The 19,190-nt window shown below is 67.1% G+C and carries 11 protein-coding genes and 4 pseudogenes; 13 read left to right on the forward strand and 2 right to left on the reverse strand.

From position 1 onward, the window contains the following. Nucleotides 1-273, forward strand: a pseudogene (locus PGN37_RS15815) (hypothetical protein); the annotation flags it as partial. A gap of 51 nt (nt 274-324) precedes the next feature. Here the strand turns inward: PGN37_RS15815 and PGN37_RS27340 are convergent. Then, nucleotides 325-832 (reverse strand): annotated as a pseudogene (locus PGN37_RS27340) (TetR/AcrR family transcriptional regulator); the annotation flags it as partial. Nucleotides 833-992: 160 nt separating this feature from the next. On the opposite strand from PGN37_RS27340, the gene PGN37_RS15830 reads away from it, so the two are divergent. From PGN37_RS15830 to PGN37_RS15875, 10 genes and pseudogenes are all read left to right on the forward strand, one after another. Further along, nucleotides 993-1,340 carry a TetR/AcrR family transcriptional regulator gene (locus tag PGN37_RS15830; RefSeq protein WP_335331978.1) on the forward strand — a complete coding sequence of 116 codons (348 nt, stop codon included), beginning with the start codon at nt 993-995 and terminating at the stop codon, nt 1,338-1,340. Then, nucleotides 1,337-1,498 carry a hypothetical protein gene (locus tag PGN37_RS15835; RefSeq protein WP_335331979.1) on the forward strand — a complete coding sequence of 54 codons (162 nt, stop codon included), beginning with the start codon at nt 1,337-1,339 and terminating at the stop codon, nt 1,496-1,498. The genes PGN37_RS15830 and PGN37_RS15835 overlap by 4 nt, the downstream gene beginning before the upstream one ends. Nucleotides 1,499-1,535: 37 nt before the next feature. Then, nucleotides 1,536-2,513: pseudogene (locus tag PGN37_RS15840) on the forward strand (helix-turn-helix transcriptional regulator). Further along, nucleotides 2,513-3,489: pseudogene (locus PGN37_RS15845) on the forward strand (ROK family protein). The pseudogenes PGN37_RS15840 and PGN37_RS15845 overlap by 1 nt, the downstream one beginning before the upstream one ends. Before the next feature lie 179 nt (nt 3,490-3,668). Next, nucleotides 3,669-4,196 carry a 50S ribosomal protein L10 gene (gene rplJ / locus PGN37_RS15850; RefSeq protein WP_046361091.1) on the forward strand — a complete coding sequence of 176 codons (528 nt, stop codon included), beginning with the start codon at nt 3,669-3,671 and terminating at the stop codon, nt 4,194-4,196. Between the two features lie 62 nt (nt 4,197-4,258). Then, nucleotides 4,259-4,648, forward strand: coding sequence for a 50S ribosomal protein L7/L12 (gene rplL / locus PGN37_RS15855; protein ID WP_046361092.1), 390 nt, complete (start codon nt 4,259-4,261; stop codon nt 4,646-4,648). A gap of 190 nt (nt 4,649-4,838) precedes the next feature. After that, a complete protein-coding gene (locus PGN37_RS15860; RefSeq protein WP_335330988.1) occupies nt 4,839-5,915 on the forward strand; it encodes an ABC transporter ATP-binding protein in 1,077 nt (358 codons plus the stop codon). A 293-nt stretch (nt 5,916-6,208) separates the two neighbouring features. Further along, on the forward strand, nt 6,209-7,849 hold the full coding sequence (locus tag PGN37_RS15865; RefSeq protein ID WP_335331980.1) for an alpha/beta hydrolase: 1,641 nt from the start codon (nt 6,209-6,211) through the stop codon (nt 7,847-7,849). 372 nt (nt 7,850-8,221) lie between these two features. After that, nucleotides 8,222-11,716: a DNA-directed RNA polymerase subunit beta gene (rpoB, locus tag PGN37_RS15870; protein ID WP_335331981.1), complete on the forward strand. Its 3,495-nt coding sequence runs from the start codon at nt 8,222-8,224 to the stop codon at nt 11,714-11,716. Between the two features lie 33 nt (nt 11,717-11,749). Further along, complete coding sequence (locus PGN37_RS15875; protein ID WP_335331982.1) at nt 11,750-15,703, forward strand: DNA-directed RNA polymerase subunit beta'; 3,954 nt, start codon at nt 11,750-11,752, stop codon at nt 15,701-15,703. Between the two features lie 60 nt (nt 15,704-15,763). Here PGN37_RS15875 and sthA read toward each other — a convergent pair whose 3' ends face one another. Further along, nucleotides 15,764-17,179, reverse strand: a complete 1,416-nt coding sequence (gene sthA / locus PGN37_RS15880) for a Si-specific NAD(P)(+) transhydrogenase (RefSeq protein WP_335331983.1) — start codon at nt 17,177-17,179, stop codon at nt 15,764-15,766. A 65-nt stretch (nt 17,180-17,244) separates the two neighbouring features. Between sthA and PGN37_RS15885 the strand changes: the two genes are divergently transcribed. Both PGN37_RS15885 and PGN37_RS15890 read left to right on the forward strand, forming a co-directional pair. Continuing rightward, nucleotides 17,245-18,006 carry a deoxyribonuclease IV gene (locus tag PGN37_RS15885; protein WP_335330984.1) on the forward strand — a complete coding sequence of 254 codons (762 nt, stop codon included), beginning with the start codon at nt 17,245-17,247 and terminating at the stop codon, nt 18,004-18,006. A gap of 105 nt (nt 18,007-18,111) precedes the next feature. Next, the gene (locus tag PGN37_RS15890; protein WP_335331984.1) at nt 18,112-19,185 is read left to right on the forward strand and encodes a phosphatase PAP2 family protein; all 1,074 of its coding nucleotides are present in this window, start codon (nt 18,112-18,114) and stop codon (nt 19,183-19,185) included. The last annotated feature ends 5 nt before the right edge of the window (nt 19,186-19,190 follow it).

Consider the following 19,190-nt stretch of genomic DNA (forward strand, 5'->3'; position numbering starts at 1 on the left):
GCCGTTCTTCTGCGGTGTTCGGCGTCTGGGCTGCACTGGCCGGCGCGCTGCAAACTCGCGACCGCACTGCGTCGCCGTACCCGTGCCGGTGGGCAGTGGGTCATGGTGGTCAGCGGAGCGCAATCCGTGGCCGCCGGAGCGATGTTCCTGGTGAAGGCCGGCGGTGCGCAATCGCCGAGTGTGGCCGACATCGCGCCGTACGCCGCGTTCGGCGCTCTCTACTTCGTCCTGTCGGCGGGCTGGCTCGCGGTCTCGGCACGGCGCAGGCGCTGACCGCCCCGGGGATCGGTCAGCTGGTCGGTGAGCACCCCACCGCTCGGCGGGTCCCGTCAGTACGTGGTCGTCGAGACCCGTCGCCGCTCGCAAGAACGGACCGAAAAGGTGCCACCCGAGTTGGAGCGCCAACGCGTCGGCAGTGGCCACCCGCGCAGCCTCCTCGTCGCCGAGGGCGGTCCCGGGCGACACTGACCAACTGCTCCACGTTCGGGAATCGGTGCTGAAGGGGCGGCCGACGTCGAAACCGTCGAGCAGTGCGCGGGCGATCACCGTCCAGTTGCGGTGCGCCAGGGCTTCCACGTCTTCGGGGCGCCGCTGCAGTGGACCGGGCCGCCTCGAGCTGATCGGCGAGATGCTCCAAGACTGCGGCCACGACGGCCTCTTTGTTGCCGATGTGGCGAAAGATAAGTCCCGCGTTGACTTTTGAGCGATCGGCGATATCCCGCAGGCTGGTGGCTGCCGGCCCCCGTTCGGCGAACAGATCGGCGGCATGGGACAGCACGACGGGCCGGATCCGGGCGCCCGCGTCGCTCGACTTGCCGCGCTCGCTCGCCATGTGGCTACGGTAGCGTTCGGCCATGTCCGTGGGTCCGGCCGTATGAGCAAGCCGTGGCAGTCCAGGCGGGCGGCGCCAACTGTGCGCAAGGGCGATCTGCGCGAGCAGGCAGATCCTCGACTCCGCCGAGGACCTGCTGTCCACGGTCGGTTACGCCGCCATGACCGTCGGAGACATCGCGCAGGCCGCCGGGCTCACCCGAGCGGCGCTGTACTTCTACTTCGGCTCCAAACACGACGTCCTCGCGGCGCTGGTGGCCCGCACGGCGCAGGTCCTGACCGAGGAGGCCGGTCTGGCCCGCACCGACAGCGGGTCGGTCGACGAGGTGATCGCGGGCGCGGTCGAGCGCACGGCAGCGCTGTGGCTCGCCCCACGGCCCGGTGATGAGAATGGCCGTCGACCTTGGTACGACCGTGCCCGACATCGGGCAGATGTGGTCCGCGGCGGCCGAGGAATCCATCGACGTGATCGCCCAGGTCCTCCAGCGCTGCGATGTCCCGTCTCATGACGGTCCGGGACGGCGCCGAGGCACTCGCCCGCGCGCTCTGCTGGATGATCGAACGCAACTTCTACCAGGCGTCGAAGATCTCCGCCGAGGCGATCGGCGACACCAGTCGAACCTGCCAGATCATCTGGCGCGCAGTCGCCGACGCCACTCCGCGATAGGACAATTCCTGTCCTAAGACTGTGTCACCCTGACGAGGTGTCCGAGACGACGAGCCGCGTGCTGCAGCTTCTCGGCCTGCTGCAGTCACGACGGGTCTGGTCGGGGGAGGAGCTGGCCGCCCCGGTTGGGCGTCACGACCCGCAGCGTGCGCCGCGACGTCGAACGGCTGCGCGAGCTCGGCTACCCCGTCGCCGCCAGCAGAGGTCACGGCGGCGGCTATCAGCTGGGCGCCGGCGCCGCCCTGCCGCCGCTGCTCCTCGACCCGGACGAGGCCGTCGCGATGGCGGTCTGCCTGCGGCTCGCCGCGGGCGGCAGCGTCGCCGGGGTCGGCGAATCGGCGCTGAGGGCGCTCAGCAAGCTCGACCAGGTGATGCCGCGGCCGGCTGCGCTCCCAGGTCTCCGCCGTCCACGAGGCCACGGTCACGTTGACCTCGGGCGCCCTCCCAATCCGTCGTCGAGCCCCGAGGTGCTGATGACACTCGCGCGGGGCCAGCCGGGACCGGGAACACGTCACCGCCGGATACGTGGACCGGGGCGGCACCGCGACGCGACGGGCCGCTTGGAGCCCTACCAGCTGGTGACGACGGGACGCCGCTGGTACCTGCTGGCCTACGACCGCGACCGGAAGGACTGGCGAAGCCTGCGGCTGGACCGGATGTCCGACGTCGAGGCCGTCGGCACCACGTTCACCCGCCCGCGACGCTCCCGACGCGGCCGCCTACGTGCGCCGATCCATCAGCACGTCGCCTTACCGGTACGTGGCCCGGGTTCGGTACCACGCTCCCATCGACACCGTCGCCCCGTACTTCCCGCCCGGCGCGGTGGGACATCGAAGCCGACGGCCCAGACGCCACCATCGTCACCGCCGGCGCCGACGATCCCCGGCAGATGGTCCCCTGGCTGTCGATGGTCGACGCAGACTTCGAGATCCTGGAGTCCGCCGAACTGGCCGATGCGATGGCCGTGATGGGCGAGCGGCTGCGGCGCGCCACACCACACGCGAGAATGACGTGATGGTCACGCTCGCCCTCGACGTCGGCGGTACCAAAGCTGGCGGTCGGACTGGTCGACGACGCCGGTGCGCTGCGCTACCGCGCCGAACTGCCGACCCCGCGCGCCGACGCCGAGTCGGTGTGGGCCGTGGCCGACACTCTGCTCGTCGACGCTCTGGCCGCCGCCGGTGGCGCTGTGGATGCCGCCGGCATCGCGTCGAGCCGGACCCATCGACGTCCCCGCGGGGACCGTGAGTCCGATCAATATCGTTGGCTGGCAAACACTTTCCACTTGTGGAGCGAGTGGCCGAACGCACGGGCTCCGCCGTGCGACTGGGCGGCGACGGGTTGTGCATGGCGTTGGGGGAACAGTGGCGCGGCGCGGCCGTCGGCGCCCGGTTCCTGCTCGGGATGGTGGTCTCGACCGGTGTCGGCGGTGGCCTCGTTCTCGACGGCGCGCCCGAGTCACGGACGGACGGGTAACGCCGGCCACGTCGGTCACGTGGTGGTGGAACCCGGCGGTGCGCCGTGCACGTGCGGCGGGCACGGCTGCGTGGAGACAGTGGCCGCCGGTCCGTGGCTTGCGCGATGGGCGCGCGAGCACGGATGGCAGGCCCCGCTCGAGGCCGGCGCCAAGGAGTTGGCCGCGGACGCGCGCCTGGGCGACCCCGGTGGCGTTGCAGGCATTCGGCCGCGGCGCCGACGCGCTGGCCCGGATGATCGCCTCCGTCGGCGCGGTCTGTGACCTGGACCGCGTGGTCATCGGCGGCGGTGTTTCCCGCGCGGGGGAGCTGCTGTTCGACCCGCTGCGGACCGCGCTGCACCGGTACGCGGGGCTGAGTTTCCTGCGCGGCCTGCAGGTCGTGCCGGCCCGCCTGGGAGGTGACGCCGGACTGATCGGCGCCGCCGCCCCTCGGCCGTTTTGGCTGATCGGGGCGCAGCAGGCTATTCTTGCTGGCGTTCCACCGAAGACCGTCGGTCACCAGTCACATGGTTGAAGGTCCGGGTTTCACCCGGCGGCCCACGCAGGAGGACGAGGCACGTACCTCACATGAGTGCGCCCCCGACCTGTCTGCGTCGGGGCGTTCGTCGTTTCACGACATATAAGACCTTCTCTCCTGCGTCCGGCCGGCGCTCCTCGACGGGACATCCGTACACCCACCACGAGGAGGCATGCATGGCCAAGGCTGACAAGGCCACCGCGGTCGCCGACATCGCCGAACAGTTCAAGGAGGCGACGGCGACGCTCGTCACCGAATACCGCGGACTGACGGTCGCCAACCTCGCGCAGCTGCGCCGTTCGCTCGGCGACTCCGCCACCTACACCGTTGCCAAGAACACCTTGGTCAAGCGTGCGGCGGCAGAGGCAGGCATCGAAGGTCTCGACGAACTGTTCGCCGGTCCCACCGCGATCGCGTTCGTCACGGGAGAGGCCGTCGACGCCGCCAAAGCGATCAAGACCTTCGCCAAGGACAACAAGGCGCTGGTCATCAAGGGCGGCTACATGGACGGCCGCGCGCTGTCCGTCGACGAGGTCAACCGCATCGCGGACCTCGAGTCGCGCGAGGTGCTGCTGGCCAAGCTGGCCGGCGCGATGAAGGGCAATCTGACCAAGGCTGCCGGCCTGTTCAACGCTCCGGCGTCGCAGGTCGCACGTCTGGCTGCCGCGCTGCAAGAGAAGAAGGCCGCTGAGGAAGCCGCATAGCGGCTCCCGCACGTTCTGCACACACCCATCGACATCCACGAAGTAACGAAGGAAGGACCATCATGGCCAAGCTGTCCACTGAAGAGCTGCTCGACGCGTTCAAGGAGCTCACCCTGCTCGAGCTGAGCGAGTTCGTGAAGGCGTTCGAGGAGACCTTCGAGGTCACCGCTGCGGCTCCGGTCGCCGTCGCCGCTGCCGGCCCCGCCGGCGGTGCCCCCGCCGAGGCCGCCGAGGAGCAGTCGGAGTTCGACGTCATCCTCGAAGGCGCCGGCGAGAAGAAGATCGGCGTCATCAAGGTCGTCCGCGAGATCGTCTCCGGCCTGGGCCTCAAGGAAGCCAAGGATCTGGTCGACAGCGCCCCCAAGCCGCTGCTCGAGAAGGTCACCAAGGAGGCTGCCGAGGACGCCAAGGCCAAGCTCGAGGCCGCCGGCGCATCGGTGTCGGTCAAGTAGTAGTCGCGTAGCCGTCGATCTGACGGCAGCGTCAGTCGTGGGGCTGGTCTGGCAAACAGACCAGCCCCACGCTACGTTCAGGTCCGGTCCGGCCCCGGCGGCGTGATCGGGTAGGTTACAGTGACTCAAACCACAGGCGGGGACCCGTGGTGAGTGGTGAGCAGATGCTGGATTGGCGAGAGGAATTCGCGTGGGTATTGGTATCCAGGTCGAGGGGTTGACGAAGTCCTTCGGCTCGCAGCGAATCTGGGAAGACGTCACGTTCGATCTGCCCGCCGGTGAGGTGAGCGTTCTGCTGGGCCCGTCGGGTACCGGTAAGTCGGTGTTCCTCAAGTCGCTGATCGGTCTGTTGCGTCCGGAGCGCGGCAAGATCATCGTCGACGGCACCAACATCATCGAGTGCTCGGCCAAGGAGCTCTACGAGATCCGCACGCTGTTCGGCGTGATGTTCCAGGACGGCGCGCTGTTCGGCTCGATGAGCCTGTACGACAACACGGCGTTCCCGCTTCGTGAGCACACGAAGAAGAAGGAATCCGAGATCCGTCAGATCGTGATGGAGAAGCTCGACCTGGTGGGTCTGGGCGGCGACGAGGACAAGTTCCCCGGTGAGATCTCCGGTGGTATGCGCAAGCGCGCCGGGCTGGCCCGGTCGCTGGTGCTGGACCCGCAGATCATCCTCTGCGACGAGCCCGACTCGGGTCTGGACCCGGTGCGTACGGCCTACCTGTCGCAGCTGCTGATCGACATCAACGCCCAGATCGACTGCACGATCCTGATCGTGACGCACAACATCAACATCGCCCGCACCGTCCCCGACAACATGGGCATGCTGTTCCGCAAGCACCTGGTGATGTTCGGTCCCCGCGAGGTGCTGCTGACCAGCGACGAGCCGGTGGTCAAGCAGTTCCTCAACGGCCGCCGGATCGGGCCGATCGGTATGTCGGAGGAGAAGGACGAGTCGACGATGGCCGAAGAGCAGGCCATGGTCGACGCGGGTCACCACGACGGTGGCACCGAGGAGATCGAGGGCGTGCCGCCGCAGGTCATGGCGACTCCCGGTATGCCGGAGCGCAAGGCCGTGGGTCGTCGTCAGGCCCGTGTGCGCGAGATCATGCACACGCTGCCCCCGGCCGCGCAAGAAGCCATCCGGGCCGATCTGGATGGCTCGAACAACGGCTCTGCCCGCGATTACGACGCGGAGTCGTCCTCGCGTCGTGACGAGGATGACGCGCCCACCGGGCGCATCCCCGTCGGCGGCGACCGCTGATTTACCGCCCGCTCCGCGGGCGCACCCTCATCCTGATATGAGTCGCTTTCGCGTGCTCTGAAAAGGCCTGTTCAGCGCCCCTTTGTGGCGCCCGTCAAGTTTTCACCGTTCGTTCTCTTGCGGGCCCGCCTCGGTGGCTATACAGTTTGCCAGAATCGCGTTGCCGTGCGGAAAAGCGCACTTAGGGCATGGAAATGCGGTTTCTCTAGGCTTTCTGAAACAGGAGAATAATGGTCGACCGCTATCGGGTCTGGGTTGGGGCAGGCGTACTAGCGGGGGGAATGTCAGCTGCGATGCTGACGAGTGCAGGTGTCGCAGCAGCTGACGACGGATCGTCGTCCGGTGCGGACACCCAGGCGTCGTCGACCGCCCGTGGTGGCAACGACGATGCGACGACGTCGAAGACCGAGACGTCGAAAGCGGAGACCTCGAAGACCGAGACCTCGAAGACCGAGACCTCCGAAGCGGAGACCCCGAAAATAGCGACCAAGCGGGATCGCCCGTTCGGGCTGAAGCCGCACCGGTCGAACACACCGGACCAGGACGAGTCCGGGTCGGACACCCCCGAGCCCGAGGTGTCGCAGCCAGAGGTGACCCCGCCCGAGGCGACGGAGTCCTCACCCGACACGACGGAGTCCGTGACCGACAAGCCGGTGCGCACACCGCTGCGGGACCTGTTCGGCGGCGGTAAGCACCGTGCGCCGGAGCCCGACGCACGCTCCGAGGCCGAGGACACGGCAGGACAAGCCGCCGAGCCCATCGAGACGCCCACCGAGACGGCTGTAGCCGAGACGCCCGTCGTGGCACCGTCGTCGTCGTCCGAGACCGTCGCGCAACCCCGTCGCCTCGTGCGTCCGAGCACCTTCGCCACCGGCATCGAGACCGATCTCGGAGCGCCGGACGGGGCCATGGTCATGCGGCTGGCCGCAGCCGAGGCGCCGCCGGCGCAGACGACGACCCTGCTCGACGTCCTCAACACCATCGGCAAGAAGTTCTACGACTTCTACACCGACACCATGCAGTTCTTCGCGGGCCCGGTGCGTGTGCCGTTCGGAAGCACCGTGCGGGTCGAGTCGTCGACGCTGACCATCGGCGGCCACAAGGACGTCCCTGCCGACTGGTACTTCCCCGACACCGACACCCCCGCCGGGTTGATCTACCTGCAGCACGGCTTCCTGGCCAACGCCTCGTTCTACAGCGCGACCGCGGCGTACCTGGCCGAGAAGACCGACAGCATCGTCGTGGTGCCGTCGCTGACGTGGAATCCGTTCGACGTCGAGAATTACCCGCTCGAGTGGCCGAGCACCGGCCGGGCGATCGCGGCGCTGTTCGCCGGTGACCGTGCGGCTCTGACGGCCAGCGCGCGCGCCGCCGGATACGACGGGGTGCTGCCCGAACGGGTCGTGCTGGCCGGGCACTCGGCCGGCGGCGGCCTGGTGGCCATGGTCGGCAGATACATGGTCGAGACGGGTAACGCTGACGATCTCGCTGGACTGATCATGTTCGACGGGGTCGGCACGCTCAGCTTCATGAGTCAGGACATCGCGGCCATCCCGACGTCGATCCCGGTGTACAACATCGCGGCGGGGCCGAGCTCCTGGAACTGGTACGGCGACACCAACCGCAAGCTCAGCTCCGTCCGGCCGGGCATGTTCACCGGCGTCACCTTCCGGGACGGATCGCACGCCGACGGCATGCAGACGACGGCGCCGATCGTGCAGTACTTCGCTTACATGGCGATGGGGCATTCGTCGCCGCTGGATGTGATGGCGAACAAGGTGCTGGCCGCGGGCTGGATCAACGACATGCTCGACGGCACGCACACCGACCGGCTCTACGACAGCGACGCCTCGGCGTGGAGCGTCGTCACCGGCTGGTGGTGGGATCAGCTGACCTCGTCATCGCCTCGGCGCGTGCGCACCGTGACTCTCTGACGCGCGTCTGAGCCGACCTGATGTTCCAATTACTCCCAAACACCGCGTTGTCTCTTGACGGAACAGCGAAACCGGGCCAATCTATTGGCCAGCATGTTTGCACGGGATGAGGACGCCAGCCAGCGACCAAGCCTTCACGGCATGCGATCTGTGCCTGGATGTTGAGGAATAGCCCGTCCTGCGCTATCGTTGGACGTTGCGCTGGCTGCATCCTGCCCACCTCATCCGCACCGCCCACGTAGTCGAAGCCTGAGTTCTGCTCAGCGATCTCGACGCGTGCCGTGCGCCGGGGGCGGCTCGTGGAGCCAGCCGAACCGACGCAGAATCGCGGCACGATGGTCCGGTCTCCTCCGGTCTCCACGGTCGCATGAGGTGCTGGAAGGATGCATCTTGGCAGGGTCCCGCCAGATCGAGTCAGTAACCAACAACTCCGTTCCCGGAGCACCAAACAGGATTTCTTTCGCGAAACTCCATGAGCCCCTCGAGGTTCCCGGACTCCTCGACGTCCAAACCGAATCGTTCGAGTGGTTGGTCGGCGCGCAGGACTGGTTCCAGCGGGCCGTCGACCGCGGCGACGTGGACCCCAAGGGTGGTCTGCAGGAGGTTCTCGAGGAGCTGTCCCCGATCGAGGACTTCTCGGGGTCGATGTCGCTGTCCTTCTCCGACCCCCGCTTCGACGAGGTCAAGGCGCCCGTCGACGAGTGCAAAGACAAGGACATGACGTACGCGGCTCCGCTGTTCGTCACGGCCGAGTTCATCAACAACAACACCGGCGAGATCAAGAGCCAGACGGTGTTCATGGGTGACTTCCCGATGATGACGGAGAAGGGCACCTTCATCATCAACGGCACCGAGCGTGTCGTGGTGAGCCAGCTGGTCCGCTCGCCGGGCGTGTACTTCGACGAGACGATCGACAAGTCCACCGAGAAGACGCTGCACAGCGTCAAGGTGATCCCCGGCCGCGGTGCGTGGCTGGAGTTCGACGTCGACAAGCGCGACACCGTCGGTGTGCGTATCGACCGCAAGCGCCGCCAGCCCGTCACCGTGCTGCTGAAGGCGCTGGGCTGGACCAACGAGCAGATCACCGAGCGCTTCGGCTTCTCCGAGATCATGATGGGCACGCTGGAGAAGGACAACACCGCCGGCACCGACGAGGCGCTGCTCGACATCTACCGCAAACTGCGGCCGGGCGAGCCCCCGACCAAGGAGTCCGCGCAGACCCTGCTGGAGAACCTGTTCTTCAAGGAGAAGCGCTACGACCTGGCCCGCGTGGGCCGCTACAAGGTCAACAAGAAGCTGGGCCTCAACGCCGGCCAGCCGATCACCAGCTCGACGCTGACCGAAGAGGACGTCGTCGCGACCATCGAGTACTTGGTCCGTCTGCACGACGGCCAGACCGCGATGACGGTGCCCGGCGGTGTCGAGGTGCCGGTCGAGGTGGACGACATCGACCACTTCGGCAACCGTCGCCTGCGCACCGTCGGCGAGCTGATCCAGAACCAAATCCGGGTCGGCCTGTCGCGTATGGAGCGCGTCGTGCGTGAGCGCATGACGACCCAGGACGTCGAGGCGATCACGCCGCAGACCCTGATCAACATCCGTCCCGTCGTGGCGGCGATCAAGGAGTTCTTCGGCACGTCGCAGCTGAGCCAGTTCATGGACCAGAACAACCCGCTGTCGGGTCTGACCCACAAGCGCCGCCTGTCGGCGCTGGGCCCCGGCGGTCTGTCCCGTGAGCGCGCCGGCCTCGAGGTCCGCGACGTGCACTCCAGCCACTACGGCCGCATGTGCCCGATCGAGACCCCGGAAGGCCCGAACATCGGCCTGATCGGTTCGCTGTCGGTGTACGCGCGGGTCAACCCGTTCGGCTTCATCGAGACGCCGTACCGCAAGGTCATCGACGGCCAGGTTTCCGACCAGATCGATTACCTGACCGCCGACGAGGAGGACCGCCACGTCGTGGCGCAGGCCAACTCGCCGCTCGACGATGACGGTCGCTTCACCGAGGCGAAGATCCTGGTCCGACGCAAGGGCGGCGAGGTCGAGTTCGTCTCGGCGGCCGAGGTCGACTACATGGACGTCTCGCCGCGCCAGATGGTGTCGGTCGCGACGGCGATGATCCCGTTCCTCGAGCACGACGACGCCAACCGTGCCCTGATGGGTGCCAACATGCAGCGCCAGGCCGTTCCGCTGGTCCGCAGCGAGGCCCCGCTGGTCGGCACCGGCATGGAGTTGCGTGCCGCCATCGACGCCGGCGACGTCATCGTCGCGGAGAAGGCGGGCGTCATCGAAGAGGTGTCGGCCGACTACATCACCGTGATGGCCGACGACGGTTCCCGGCACACCTACCGGATGCGCAAGTTCGCCCGCTCCAACCACGGCACGTGCGCCAACCAGCGCCCGATCGTGGACGCCGGGCAGCGCGTCGAGTCCGGCCAGGTGCTGGCTGACGGTCCGTGCACCGAGAACGGTGAGATGGCGCTGGGCAAGAACCTGCTCGTCGCCGTCATGCCGTGGGAAGGGCACAACTACGAAGACGCGATCATCCTCTCCAACCGTCTGGTTGAAGAGGACGTGCTGACCTCGATCCACATCGAGGAGCACGAGATCGATGCCCGCGACACCAAGCTGGGCGCCGAGGAGATCACCCGGGACATCCCGAACGTCTCCGATGAGGTGCTGGCCGATCTCGACGAGCGCGGCATCATCCGCATCGGCGCCGAGGTCCGCGACGGCGACATCCTGGTCGGCAAGGTCACCCCGAAGGGCGAGACCGAGCTGACCCCGGAAGAGCGCCTGCTGCGTGCCATCTTCGGTGAGAAGGCCCGCGAGGTTCGCGACACGTCGCTCAAGGTGCCCCACGGTGAGTCCGGCAAGGTCATCGGCATCCGCGTGTTCTCCCGTGAGGACGACGACGAGCTGCCGGCCGGTGTCAACGAGCTGGTCCGCGTCTACGTGGCCCAGAAGCGCAAGATCTCCGACGGCGACAAGCTCGCCGGACGCCACGGCAACAAGGGCGTCATCGGCAAGATCCTGCCTGTCGAGGACATGCCGTTCATGCCTGACGGCACCCCGGTGGACATCATCCTGAACACCCACGGTGTGCCGCGTCGTATGAACATCGGCCAGATCCTGGAGACCCACCTCGGGTGGGTCGCCAAGGCCGGCTGGAACATCGAGGGTGCACCCGAGTGGGCGGCGAAGCTGCCCGAGGGCATGCAGTCGGCTCCGGCCGATTCCATCGTGGCCACCCCGGTGTTCGACGGTGCGCAGGAGAAGGAGCTCGAAGGCCTGCTCGGCTCGACGCTGCCCAACCGCGATGGCGATGTCATGGTCAACGCCGAAGGCAAGGCCGAGCTGTTCGACGGCCGCAGTGGTGAACCGTTCCCGTACCCGGTGACGGTCGGCTACATGTACATCCTGAAGCTGCACCACCTCGTCGACGACAAGATCCACGCCCGCTCGACCGGTCCGTACTCGATGATCACCCAGCAGCCGCTCGGTGGTAAGGCGCAGTTCGGTGGTCAGCGCTTCGGTGAGATGGAGTGCTGGGCCATGCAGGCCTACGGCGCGGCGTACACGCTGCAGGAGCTCTTGACGATCAAGTCCGACGACACGGTCGGTCGCGTCAAGGTCTACGAGGCGATCGTCAAGGGCGAGAACATCCCCGAGCCGGGCATTCCGGAGTCGTTCAAGGTGCTTCTCAAGGAGCTGCAGTCGCTCTGCCTGAACGTCGAGGTGCTGTCTTCGGACGGCGCGGCGATCGAAATGCGTGACGGCGACGACGAGGACCTGGAGCGCGCTGCTGCCAACCTCGGAATCAACCTGTCGCGCAACGAATCCGCCTCTGTCGAAGATCTTGCTTAAGATTTCTAGTCCCGAAAGGGGAAAGGGAGTTACGTGTTAGACGTCAACTTCTTCGATGAACTCCGCATCGGTCTCGCGACCGCGGACGACATCCGCAACTGGTCGTTCGGTGAGGTCAAGAAGCCGGAGACCATCAACTACCGCACGCTCAAGCCGGAAAAGGACGGCCTGTTCTGCGAGAAGATCTTCGGACCGACTCGCGACTGGGAGTGCTACTGCGGCAAGTACAAGCGCGTGCGCTTCAAGGGCATCATCTGCGAGCGCTGCGGCGTCGAGGTGACCCGCGCCAAGGTGCGCCGTGAGCGGATGGGCCACATCGAGCTGGCCGCGCCCGTCACGCACATCTGGTACTTCAAGGGTGTGCCGTCGCGGTTGGGCTACCTGCTCGACCTCGCCCCGAAGGATCTCGAGAAGATCATCTACTTCGCGGCGTACGTCATCACCGCGGTCGACGACGAGATGCGGCACAACGAGCTGTCCACGCTCGAGGCCGAGATGGCCGTCGAGCGCAAGGCGCTCGAGGATCAGCGCGACGCCGACCTCGAGGCCCGGGCGCAGAAGCTCGAAGCCGACATGAAGGAGCTCGAGGACGAGGGCGCCAAGTCCGACGTCAAGCGCAAGGTCCGCGACGGCGGCGAGCGCGAGATGCGTCAGCTGCGCGACCGGGCCCAGCGCGAGTTGGACCGGCTCGAGGAGATCTGGACGACGTTCACCAAGCTGGCTCCCAAGCAGCTGATCGTCGACGAGCAGCTCTACCGCGAGCTGCAGGACCGCTACGGCGAGTACTTCGAAGGCGCCATGGGTGCCGAGTCGATCAAGAAGCTCATCGAGACCTTCGACATCGACGCCGAGGCCGAGTCGCTGCGCGACACGATCAAGAACGGCAAGGGCCAGAAGAAGCTGCGTGCGCTCAAGCGGCTCAAGGTCGTCGCGGCGTTCCAGACGAACCGGAACTCGCCGATGGGCATGGTCCTCGACGCGGTGCCGGTGATCCCGCCGGAGCTGCGCCCGATGGTGCAGCTCGACGGTGGCCGCTTCGCGACCTCGGATCTCAACGATCTGTACCGCCGCGTCATCAACCGCAACAACCGGCTCAAGAGGCTGATCGACCTCGGCGCACCCGAGATCATCGTCAACAACGAGAAGCGCATGCTCCAGGAGTCGGTGGACGCGCTGTTCGACAACGGCCGCCGCGGCCGTCCGGTCACCGGACCGGGCAACCGTCCGCTCAAGTCGCTGTCCGATCTGCTCAAGGGCAAGCAGGGCCGGTTCCGCCAGAACCTGCTCGGCAAGCGTGTCGACTACTCGGGCCGTTCGGTCATCGTGGTCGGTCCGCAACTCAAGCTGCACCAGTGCGGTCTGCCGAAGCTGATGGCTCTCGAACTGTTCAAGCCGTTCGTGATGAAGCGTCTCGTCGACCTGAACCACGCGCAGAACATCAAGAGCGCCAAGCGGATGGTGGAGCGTCAGCGTCCGCAGGTGTGGGACGTCCTCGAAGAGGTCATCGGCGAGCACCCCGTGCTGCTGAACCGCGCACCTACGCTGCATCGCCTGGGCATCCAGGCCTTCGAGCCGCAGCTGGTCGAGGGCAAGGCCATCCAGCTGCACCCGCTGGTGTGTGAGGCCTTCAACGCCGACTTCGACGGTGACCAGATGGCCGTGCACCTCCCGCTGAGTGCGGAGGCGCAGGCTGAGGCGCGCATCCTGATGCTGTCGTCGAACAACATCCTGTCTCCCGCGTCGGGCCGCCCGCTGGCCATGCCGCGTCTGGACATGGTGACCGGCCTGTACTTCCTGACCACCGAGATCGAGGGCGACACCGGCGAGTACACGCCGGCCGCCAAGGATCAGCCGGAGTCCGGTGTGTACAGCAGCCCGGCCGAGGCCATCATGGCCCTCGACCGCGGTGCGCTGTCGGTGCGCGCGAAGATCCGCGTCCGGTTGACGCAGCAGCGTCCGCCGGCCGATCTGGAGGCGCAACTGTTCGAGAACGGCTGGACGCCGGGCGATGCCTGGACCGCCGACACGACGCTGGGCCGCGTGCTGTTCAACGAGCTGCTGCCCAAGGGCTATCCGTTCATCAACGAGCAGATGCACAAGAAGGTGCAGGCCCGGATCATCAACGATCTGGCCGAGCGCTACCCGATGATCGTGGTCGCGCAGACCGTCGACAAGCTCAAGGACGCCGGCTTCTACTGGGCCACGCGTTCCGGGGTGACGGTCTCGATGGCCGACGTGCTGGTGCCGCCGCAGAAGGCGGCCATCCTCGATCGCTACGAAGGCGAAGCCGACGGGATCGAGAAGAAGTACCAGCGCGGCGCGCTCAACCGCGACGAGCGCAACGAGGCCCTGGTCAAGATCTGGCAGGACGCGACCGAAGAGGTCGGTAAGGCGCTGGAGGACTACTACCCCGAGGACAACCCGATCATCACGATCGTGAAGTCCGGCGCGACGGGTAACCTCACGCAGACCCGCACTCTGGCCGGCATGAAAGGCCTGGTGACGAACCCCAAGGGTGAGTTCATCCCGCGTCCGATCAAGTCTTCGTTCCGCGAGGGCCTGACGGTGCTGGAGTACTTCATCAACACCCACGGTGCTCGTAAGGGTCTGGCCGACACCGCGCTGCGTACCGCCGACTCGGGGTACCTGACCCGCCGTCTGGTGGACGTGTCGCAGGACGTCATCGTTCGCGAGAACGACTGCGAAACCGAGCGTGGCATCAACGTCACGCTGGCCGAGAAGCAGGACGACGGTACCTTGGTGCGCGATCAGCACATCGAGACGTCGGCCTACGCCCGCACCCTGGCGACCGACGCGGTCGACGCCGACGGCAACGTCGTCGTGGAGCGTGGTCACGACCTGGGCGACCCGGCGATCGACGCACTGCTGGCCGCGGGCATCACCGAGGTCAAGGTGCGGTCGGTGCTGACGTGCACGACGGGCACCGGCGTGTGCGCGATGTGCTACGGCCGTTCGATGGCGACCGGCAAGCTGGTCGACATCGGCGAGGCCGTCGGTATCGTGGCCGCGCAGTCGATCGGTGAGCCCGGCACGCAGCTGACGATGCGTACCTTCCACCAGGGTGGTGTCACCGGCGGGCAGGACATCGTCGGTGGTCTGCCCCGCGTGCAGGAGCTGTTCGAGGCCCGCGTGCCCCGCAACCGCGCCCCGATCGCCGACGTCACCGGGCGGATTCGCCTGGAGGAGAGCGACAAGTTCTACAAGATCACCATCGTTCCCGATGACGGGGGCGAAGAGGTCGTGTACGACAAGCTCTCGCGGCGTCAGCGCCTGAAGGTGTTCAAGCACGACGACGGCTCCGAGCGTCTGCTGACCGACGGCGACCACGTCGAGGTCGGCCAGCAGCTGATGGAAGGCTCGGCCGACCCGCACGAGGTGCTGCGCGTCCAGGGTCCCCGCGAGGTGCAGATCCACCTCGTCAAGGAGGTCCAGGAGGTGTACCGCGCGCAGGGTGTGTCGATCCACGACAAGCACATCGAGGTCATCGTCCGGCAGATGCTGCGTCGCGTCACGATCATCGATTCGGGTGCGACGGAGTTCCTGCCCGGCTCGCTGACCGAGCGTGGCGAGTTCGAGACGGAGAACCGTCGGGTCGTCGCCGAGGGCAACGAGCCCGCGGCGGGCCGTCCGGTGCTGATGGGCATCACGAAGGCATCGCTGGCCACGGATTCGTGGCTGTCGGCGGCGTCGTTCCAGGAGACCACTCGCGTGCTGACCGATGCGGCGATCAACTGCCGCAGCGACAAGCTGCAGGGTCTGAAGGAGAACGTGATCATCGGCAAGCTGATCCCGGCCGGTACCGGCATCAACCGGTACCGCAACATCCAGGTTCAGCCGACCGAGGAGGCCCGCGCTGCGGCGTACACGATCCCGTCCTACGAGGATCAGTACTACAGCCCGGACTTCGGCCAGGCCACCGGTGCCGCGGTGCCGCTGGACGATTACGGCTACTCGGATTACCGGTAGCGCTGACCGTTAGTCAGACAGAGAAGAACCCCCACTCTCGACAGAGGGTGGGGGTTCTTTCTATTTCTGGAACTCCTCGACGGCGCGCAGCTTGTTGGTGACGTCGAGCGCGGCAATCTTGTAGGCCTCGGAGAACGTCGGATAGTTCAGGACCGCGTCGACGAGGTAGTCGACCGTGCCGCCGCACCCCATCACGGCCTGCCCGATGTGAATCAATTCGGTGGCATTGCTGCCGAAGATGTGGATTCCCAACAGCTTTCGGTCCTCGGTGGAGACCAGCAGCTTGAGCATGCCGTGGGAGTCGCCGGCGATCTGACCGCGGGCCAGCTCGCGGTAGCGGGCCACCCCGAACTCGTACGGCACGGCTTTCTCGGTCAGCTCGGCCTCGGTGGCGCCGACGAAGGACACCTCGGGGATCGTGTAGATCCCGATCGGCTGCAAGGCAGTCATGTCGTTGGCCGGCTCGTCGAACGCGTGGTAGGCCGCCAGCCGCCCCTGGTCCATCGACGTGGCGGCCAGGGCGGGGAAGCCGATGACATCGCCGACGGCGAAGATGTGGTCGACCGACGTGCGGAAGTCGTCATCGACCTCCAGACGTCCCCGCTTGTCGGCCTCCAGGCCCGCCGTTTTCAGGTCAAGACCTTCGGTGAGCCCTTGCCGGCCGGCGGAGTACATGACGGTGTCGGCGGCGATGCGCTTGCCCGAGGCGAGCGTCGTCAGCGTGGTGTCCTCGCCGATCTCGACCCCGGTGACCTCCTCGCCGAACCGGAACGTCACCGCGAGGTCGCGCAGATGGAAGGTGAGTGCTTCGACGATCTCGGAGTCGACGAACTCCAGCATCGAGGGCCGCTTCTCGATGACGGTCACCTTGGTGCCCAGCGCAGCGAAGATCGAGGCGTACTCGATGCCGATGACTCCGGCGCCGACCACCACCATGGACAGCGGCACCTTCTTCAGCCCGAGGATCCCGTCGGAGTCCAGCACCTTCTCGTCGTCGAACTCGATGTCGTCGGGCCGGGCGGGCTTGGTGCCGGTCGCGATCACGATGTTCTCGCCGGTGACGGTGATGTGCTCGCTGTCGTTGTCGTTCTCCACGATGACGGTGTGCGGGTCGACGAACCGACCGTGCCCGGTGAACAGGTCGATGCGGTTGCGGATCAGTTGCGAGCGGACCACGTCGATCTCCCGGGTGACGACGTGGGAGGTGCGCATGTGCAGGTCTTCGGTCGTGATGTGGTCCTTGACCCGGTAGCTGGTGCCGTACAGCTCGCGCTGGTTCATGCCGGTCAGGTAGATGACGGCCTCGCGCAGTGTCTTCGACGGGATCGTGCCCGTGTTGACACACACCCCACCCAGCATCCAGCCCCGCTCGATGACGGCGACGGACTTGCCGAGTTTGGACGCGGCCACCGCGGCCTTCTGCCCTCCCGGGCCCGAGCCGATGACCACCAGGTCGTATTCCGTCTGCGACGCCATGCCCCTACCTTTCCCCATTTCGTCGCTTCGCACCCCTGTCTGACGCCGCGTTTAGACTCGGCGGCGTGCTGATCGGATCCCACGTTCACGGTGACGACCCCCTGGCCGCGGCGGCCGCTGACGGCGCCGACGTCGTCCAGTTCTTCCTCGGCAATCCGCAGAGCTGGAAGAAGCCGAAACCGCGGGAGGACGCCGCGGTGCTGCGGGCCGCGAGCACACCCATCTACGTGCACGCGCCGTACCTGATCAACGTGGCGTCGGCCAACAACCGGGTGCGCATCCCGTCGCGCAAGATCCTGCAGGACACCTGCGACGCGGCCGCCGACGTCGGTGCCACCGCGGTGATCGTGCACGGCGGGCACGCCGACGACAACGACATGGACGCCGGCTTCGAGCGGTGGGTGAAGGCCCTGGACTATCTCGAGACCGAGGTGCCCGTGTATCTGGAGAACACCGCCGGCGGTGACCATGCGATGGCCCGCCACTTCGACACCATCGGCCGGTTGTGGGACCGCATCGGGGACACGGGCATCGGCTTCTGCCTCGACACCTGCCACGCCTGGGCGGCCGGCGAGGCGCTGGTCGATGCCGTGGAGCGGATCAAGTCCATCACCGGCCGCATCGACCTGGTGCACTGCAACGACTCCCGCGACGCCGCCGGTTCCGGCGCGGACCGGCATGCGAATTTCGGCACGGGGCAGATCGACCCGCAGCTGCTGGTCGCGGTCGTGTCCGCGGCCGGCGCGCCGGTGATCTGCGAGACCGCCGACGAGGGCCGCAAGGACGACATCGCGTTCCTGCGCGACAACCTGCCCGACAACCTCTGACACGGTCACAACTTCGTAGCCGAACGCATGTTGAACGGCAGCTGGCCGCGAGGTTAATTAGTCTGACGCCGGGAATCCTTGCCCTTCCCGTGTCGAAAGGCTCATGTGTCCGCAATCGAACAGTCGTCGATTGCGGTCGCGCCCGCGCCCGGTGTCCCGCCGCGGCGCCGGATCAGCCGGCTCCGCATTTTGCGGTGGATCGCCGTCGCCGTCTGGGCCGCCGTCGTGGCCTACCGGACGGTGACCGACGGTCTTGCGTTCAATCGCGAACTGCTGCTGGTCTACATCTGCACCGGACTGCTGGCGGCGAGCATCGGTCAGGGCCGGCGGATGATCGCGGTGATCCGCGACTGGTTGCCGTTCGCGCTGGTGCTCATCGCCTACGACCTGAGCCGGGGGGCGGCCACGCTGATCGGCCGGCCCACACTGTGGCATTGGCAGGCCGACGCCGACCGTGCGATGTTCGACGGCGCGATGCCGACGGTGTGGCTGCAGGAACGCCTCAAGATGCCCACCCCGCCCTGGTGGGAGGTCGTGATCAGCGGCGTCTACATGTCGTTCTTCATCCTCCCGTACGTGATCGCGGCGGTGTTGTGGCTGCGTGACCGCCAGGAGTGGAAGGCGTTCGTCCGGCTGTTCGTCGGCTTGAACCTGGTCGCGCTGCTGATCTATGCGCTCCTGCCCGCCGCCCCACCCTGGGCCGCGGCGCGGTGCACGCCAGGTGATGTGTCCGGCGGGCCGTCAGGGCCGGGGTGCATGTTCCGGCCGGCCCGCGGGGTGCCCGACGGCGGTCTGCTCGGCTCGATGCAGTTCACCCAGGACGGCGCCAACGACTGGGTGGAGCGCATCGTCGGGCGGGGCTGGGGCAAGCTGAACCTCCACTCGGCGACCGCGCTGCTGGACCAGGGGCAGGCCAGCGTGAACCTGGTGGCCGCGATCCCGTCGCTGCACGCGGGGATGTCGGCGGCACTCGCCGCGTTCCTGTGGACCCGGGTGCAGCGGCGTTGGCGTCCCCTGTTGGTGGCGTATCCGCTGGTCATGGCGTTCACGCTGGTGTACAGCGCCGAGCACTACGTGGTCGACCTCCTGCTGGGGTGGGCGCTGGCCGCGGTGGTGATGGTCGCGTTGCATCGCTACGACGCGTGGCGGCGCCATCGCGCTGTTACAGATCTTGTATGACCGTC

The organism is Mycobacterium kyogaense (assembly GCF_036946525.1).
GTDB lineage: Bacteria > Actinomycetota > Actinomycetes > Mycobacteriales > Mycobacteriaceae > Mycobacterium > Mycobacterium kyogaense_A.

Excerpts from the sequence above, each read along its gene's own strand:
- PGN37_RS15830 (WP_335331978.1), top strand. The coding sequence starts at position 993 with ATGACCGTCGGAGACATCGCGCAGGCCGCCGGGCTCACCCGAGCGGCG.
- PGN37_RS15835 (WP_335331979.1), top strand. The coding sequence starts at position 1,337 with ATGACGGTCCGGGACGGCGCCGAGGCACTCGCCCGCGCGCTCTGCTGG.
- rplJ (WP_046361091.1), top strand. The coding sequence starts at position 3,669 with ATGGCCAAGGCTGACAAGGCCACCGCGGTCGCCGACATCGCCGAACAG.
- rplL (WP_046361092.1), top strand. The coding sequence starts at position 4,259 with ATGGCCAAGCTGTCCACTGAAGAGCTGCTCGACGCGTTCAAGGAGCTC.
- PGN37_RS15865 (WP_335331980.1), top strand. The coding sequence starts at position 6,209 with ATGCTGACGAGTGCAGGTGTCGCAGCAGCTGACGACGGATCGTCGTCC.
- sthA (WP_335331983.1), bottom strand. The coding sequence starts at position 17,179 with ATGGCGTCGCAGACGGAATACGACCTGGTGGTCATCGGCTCGGGCCCG.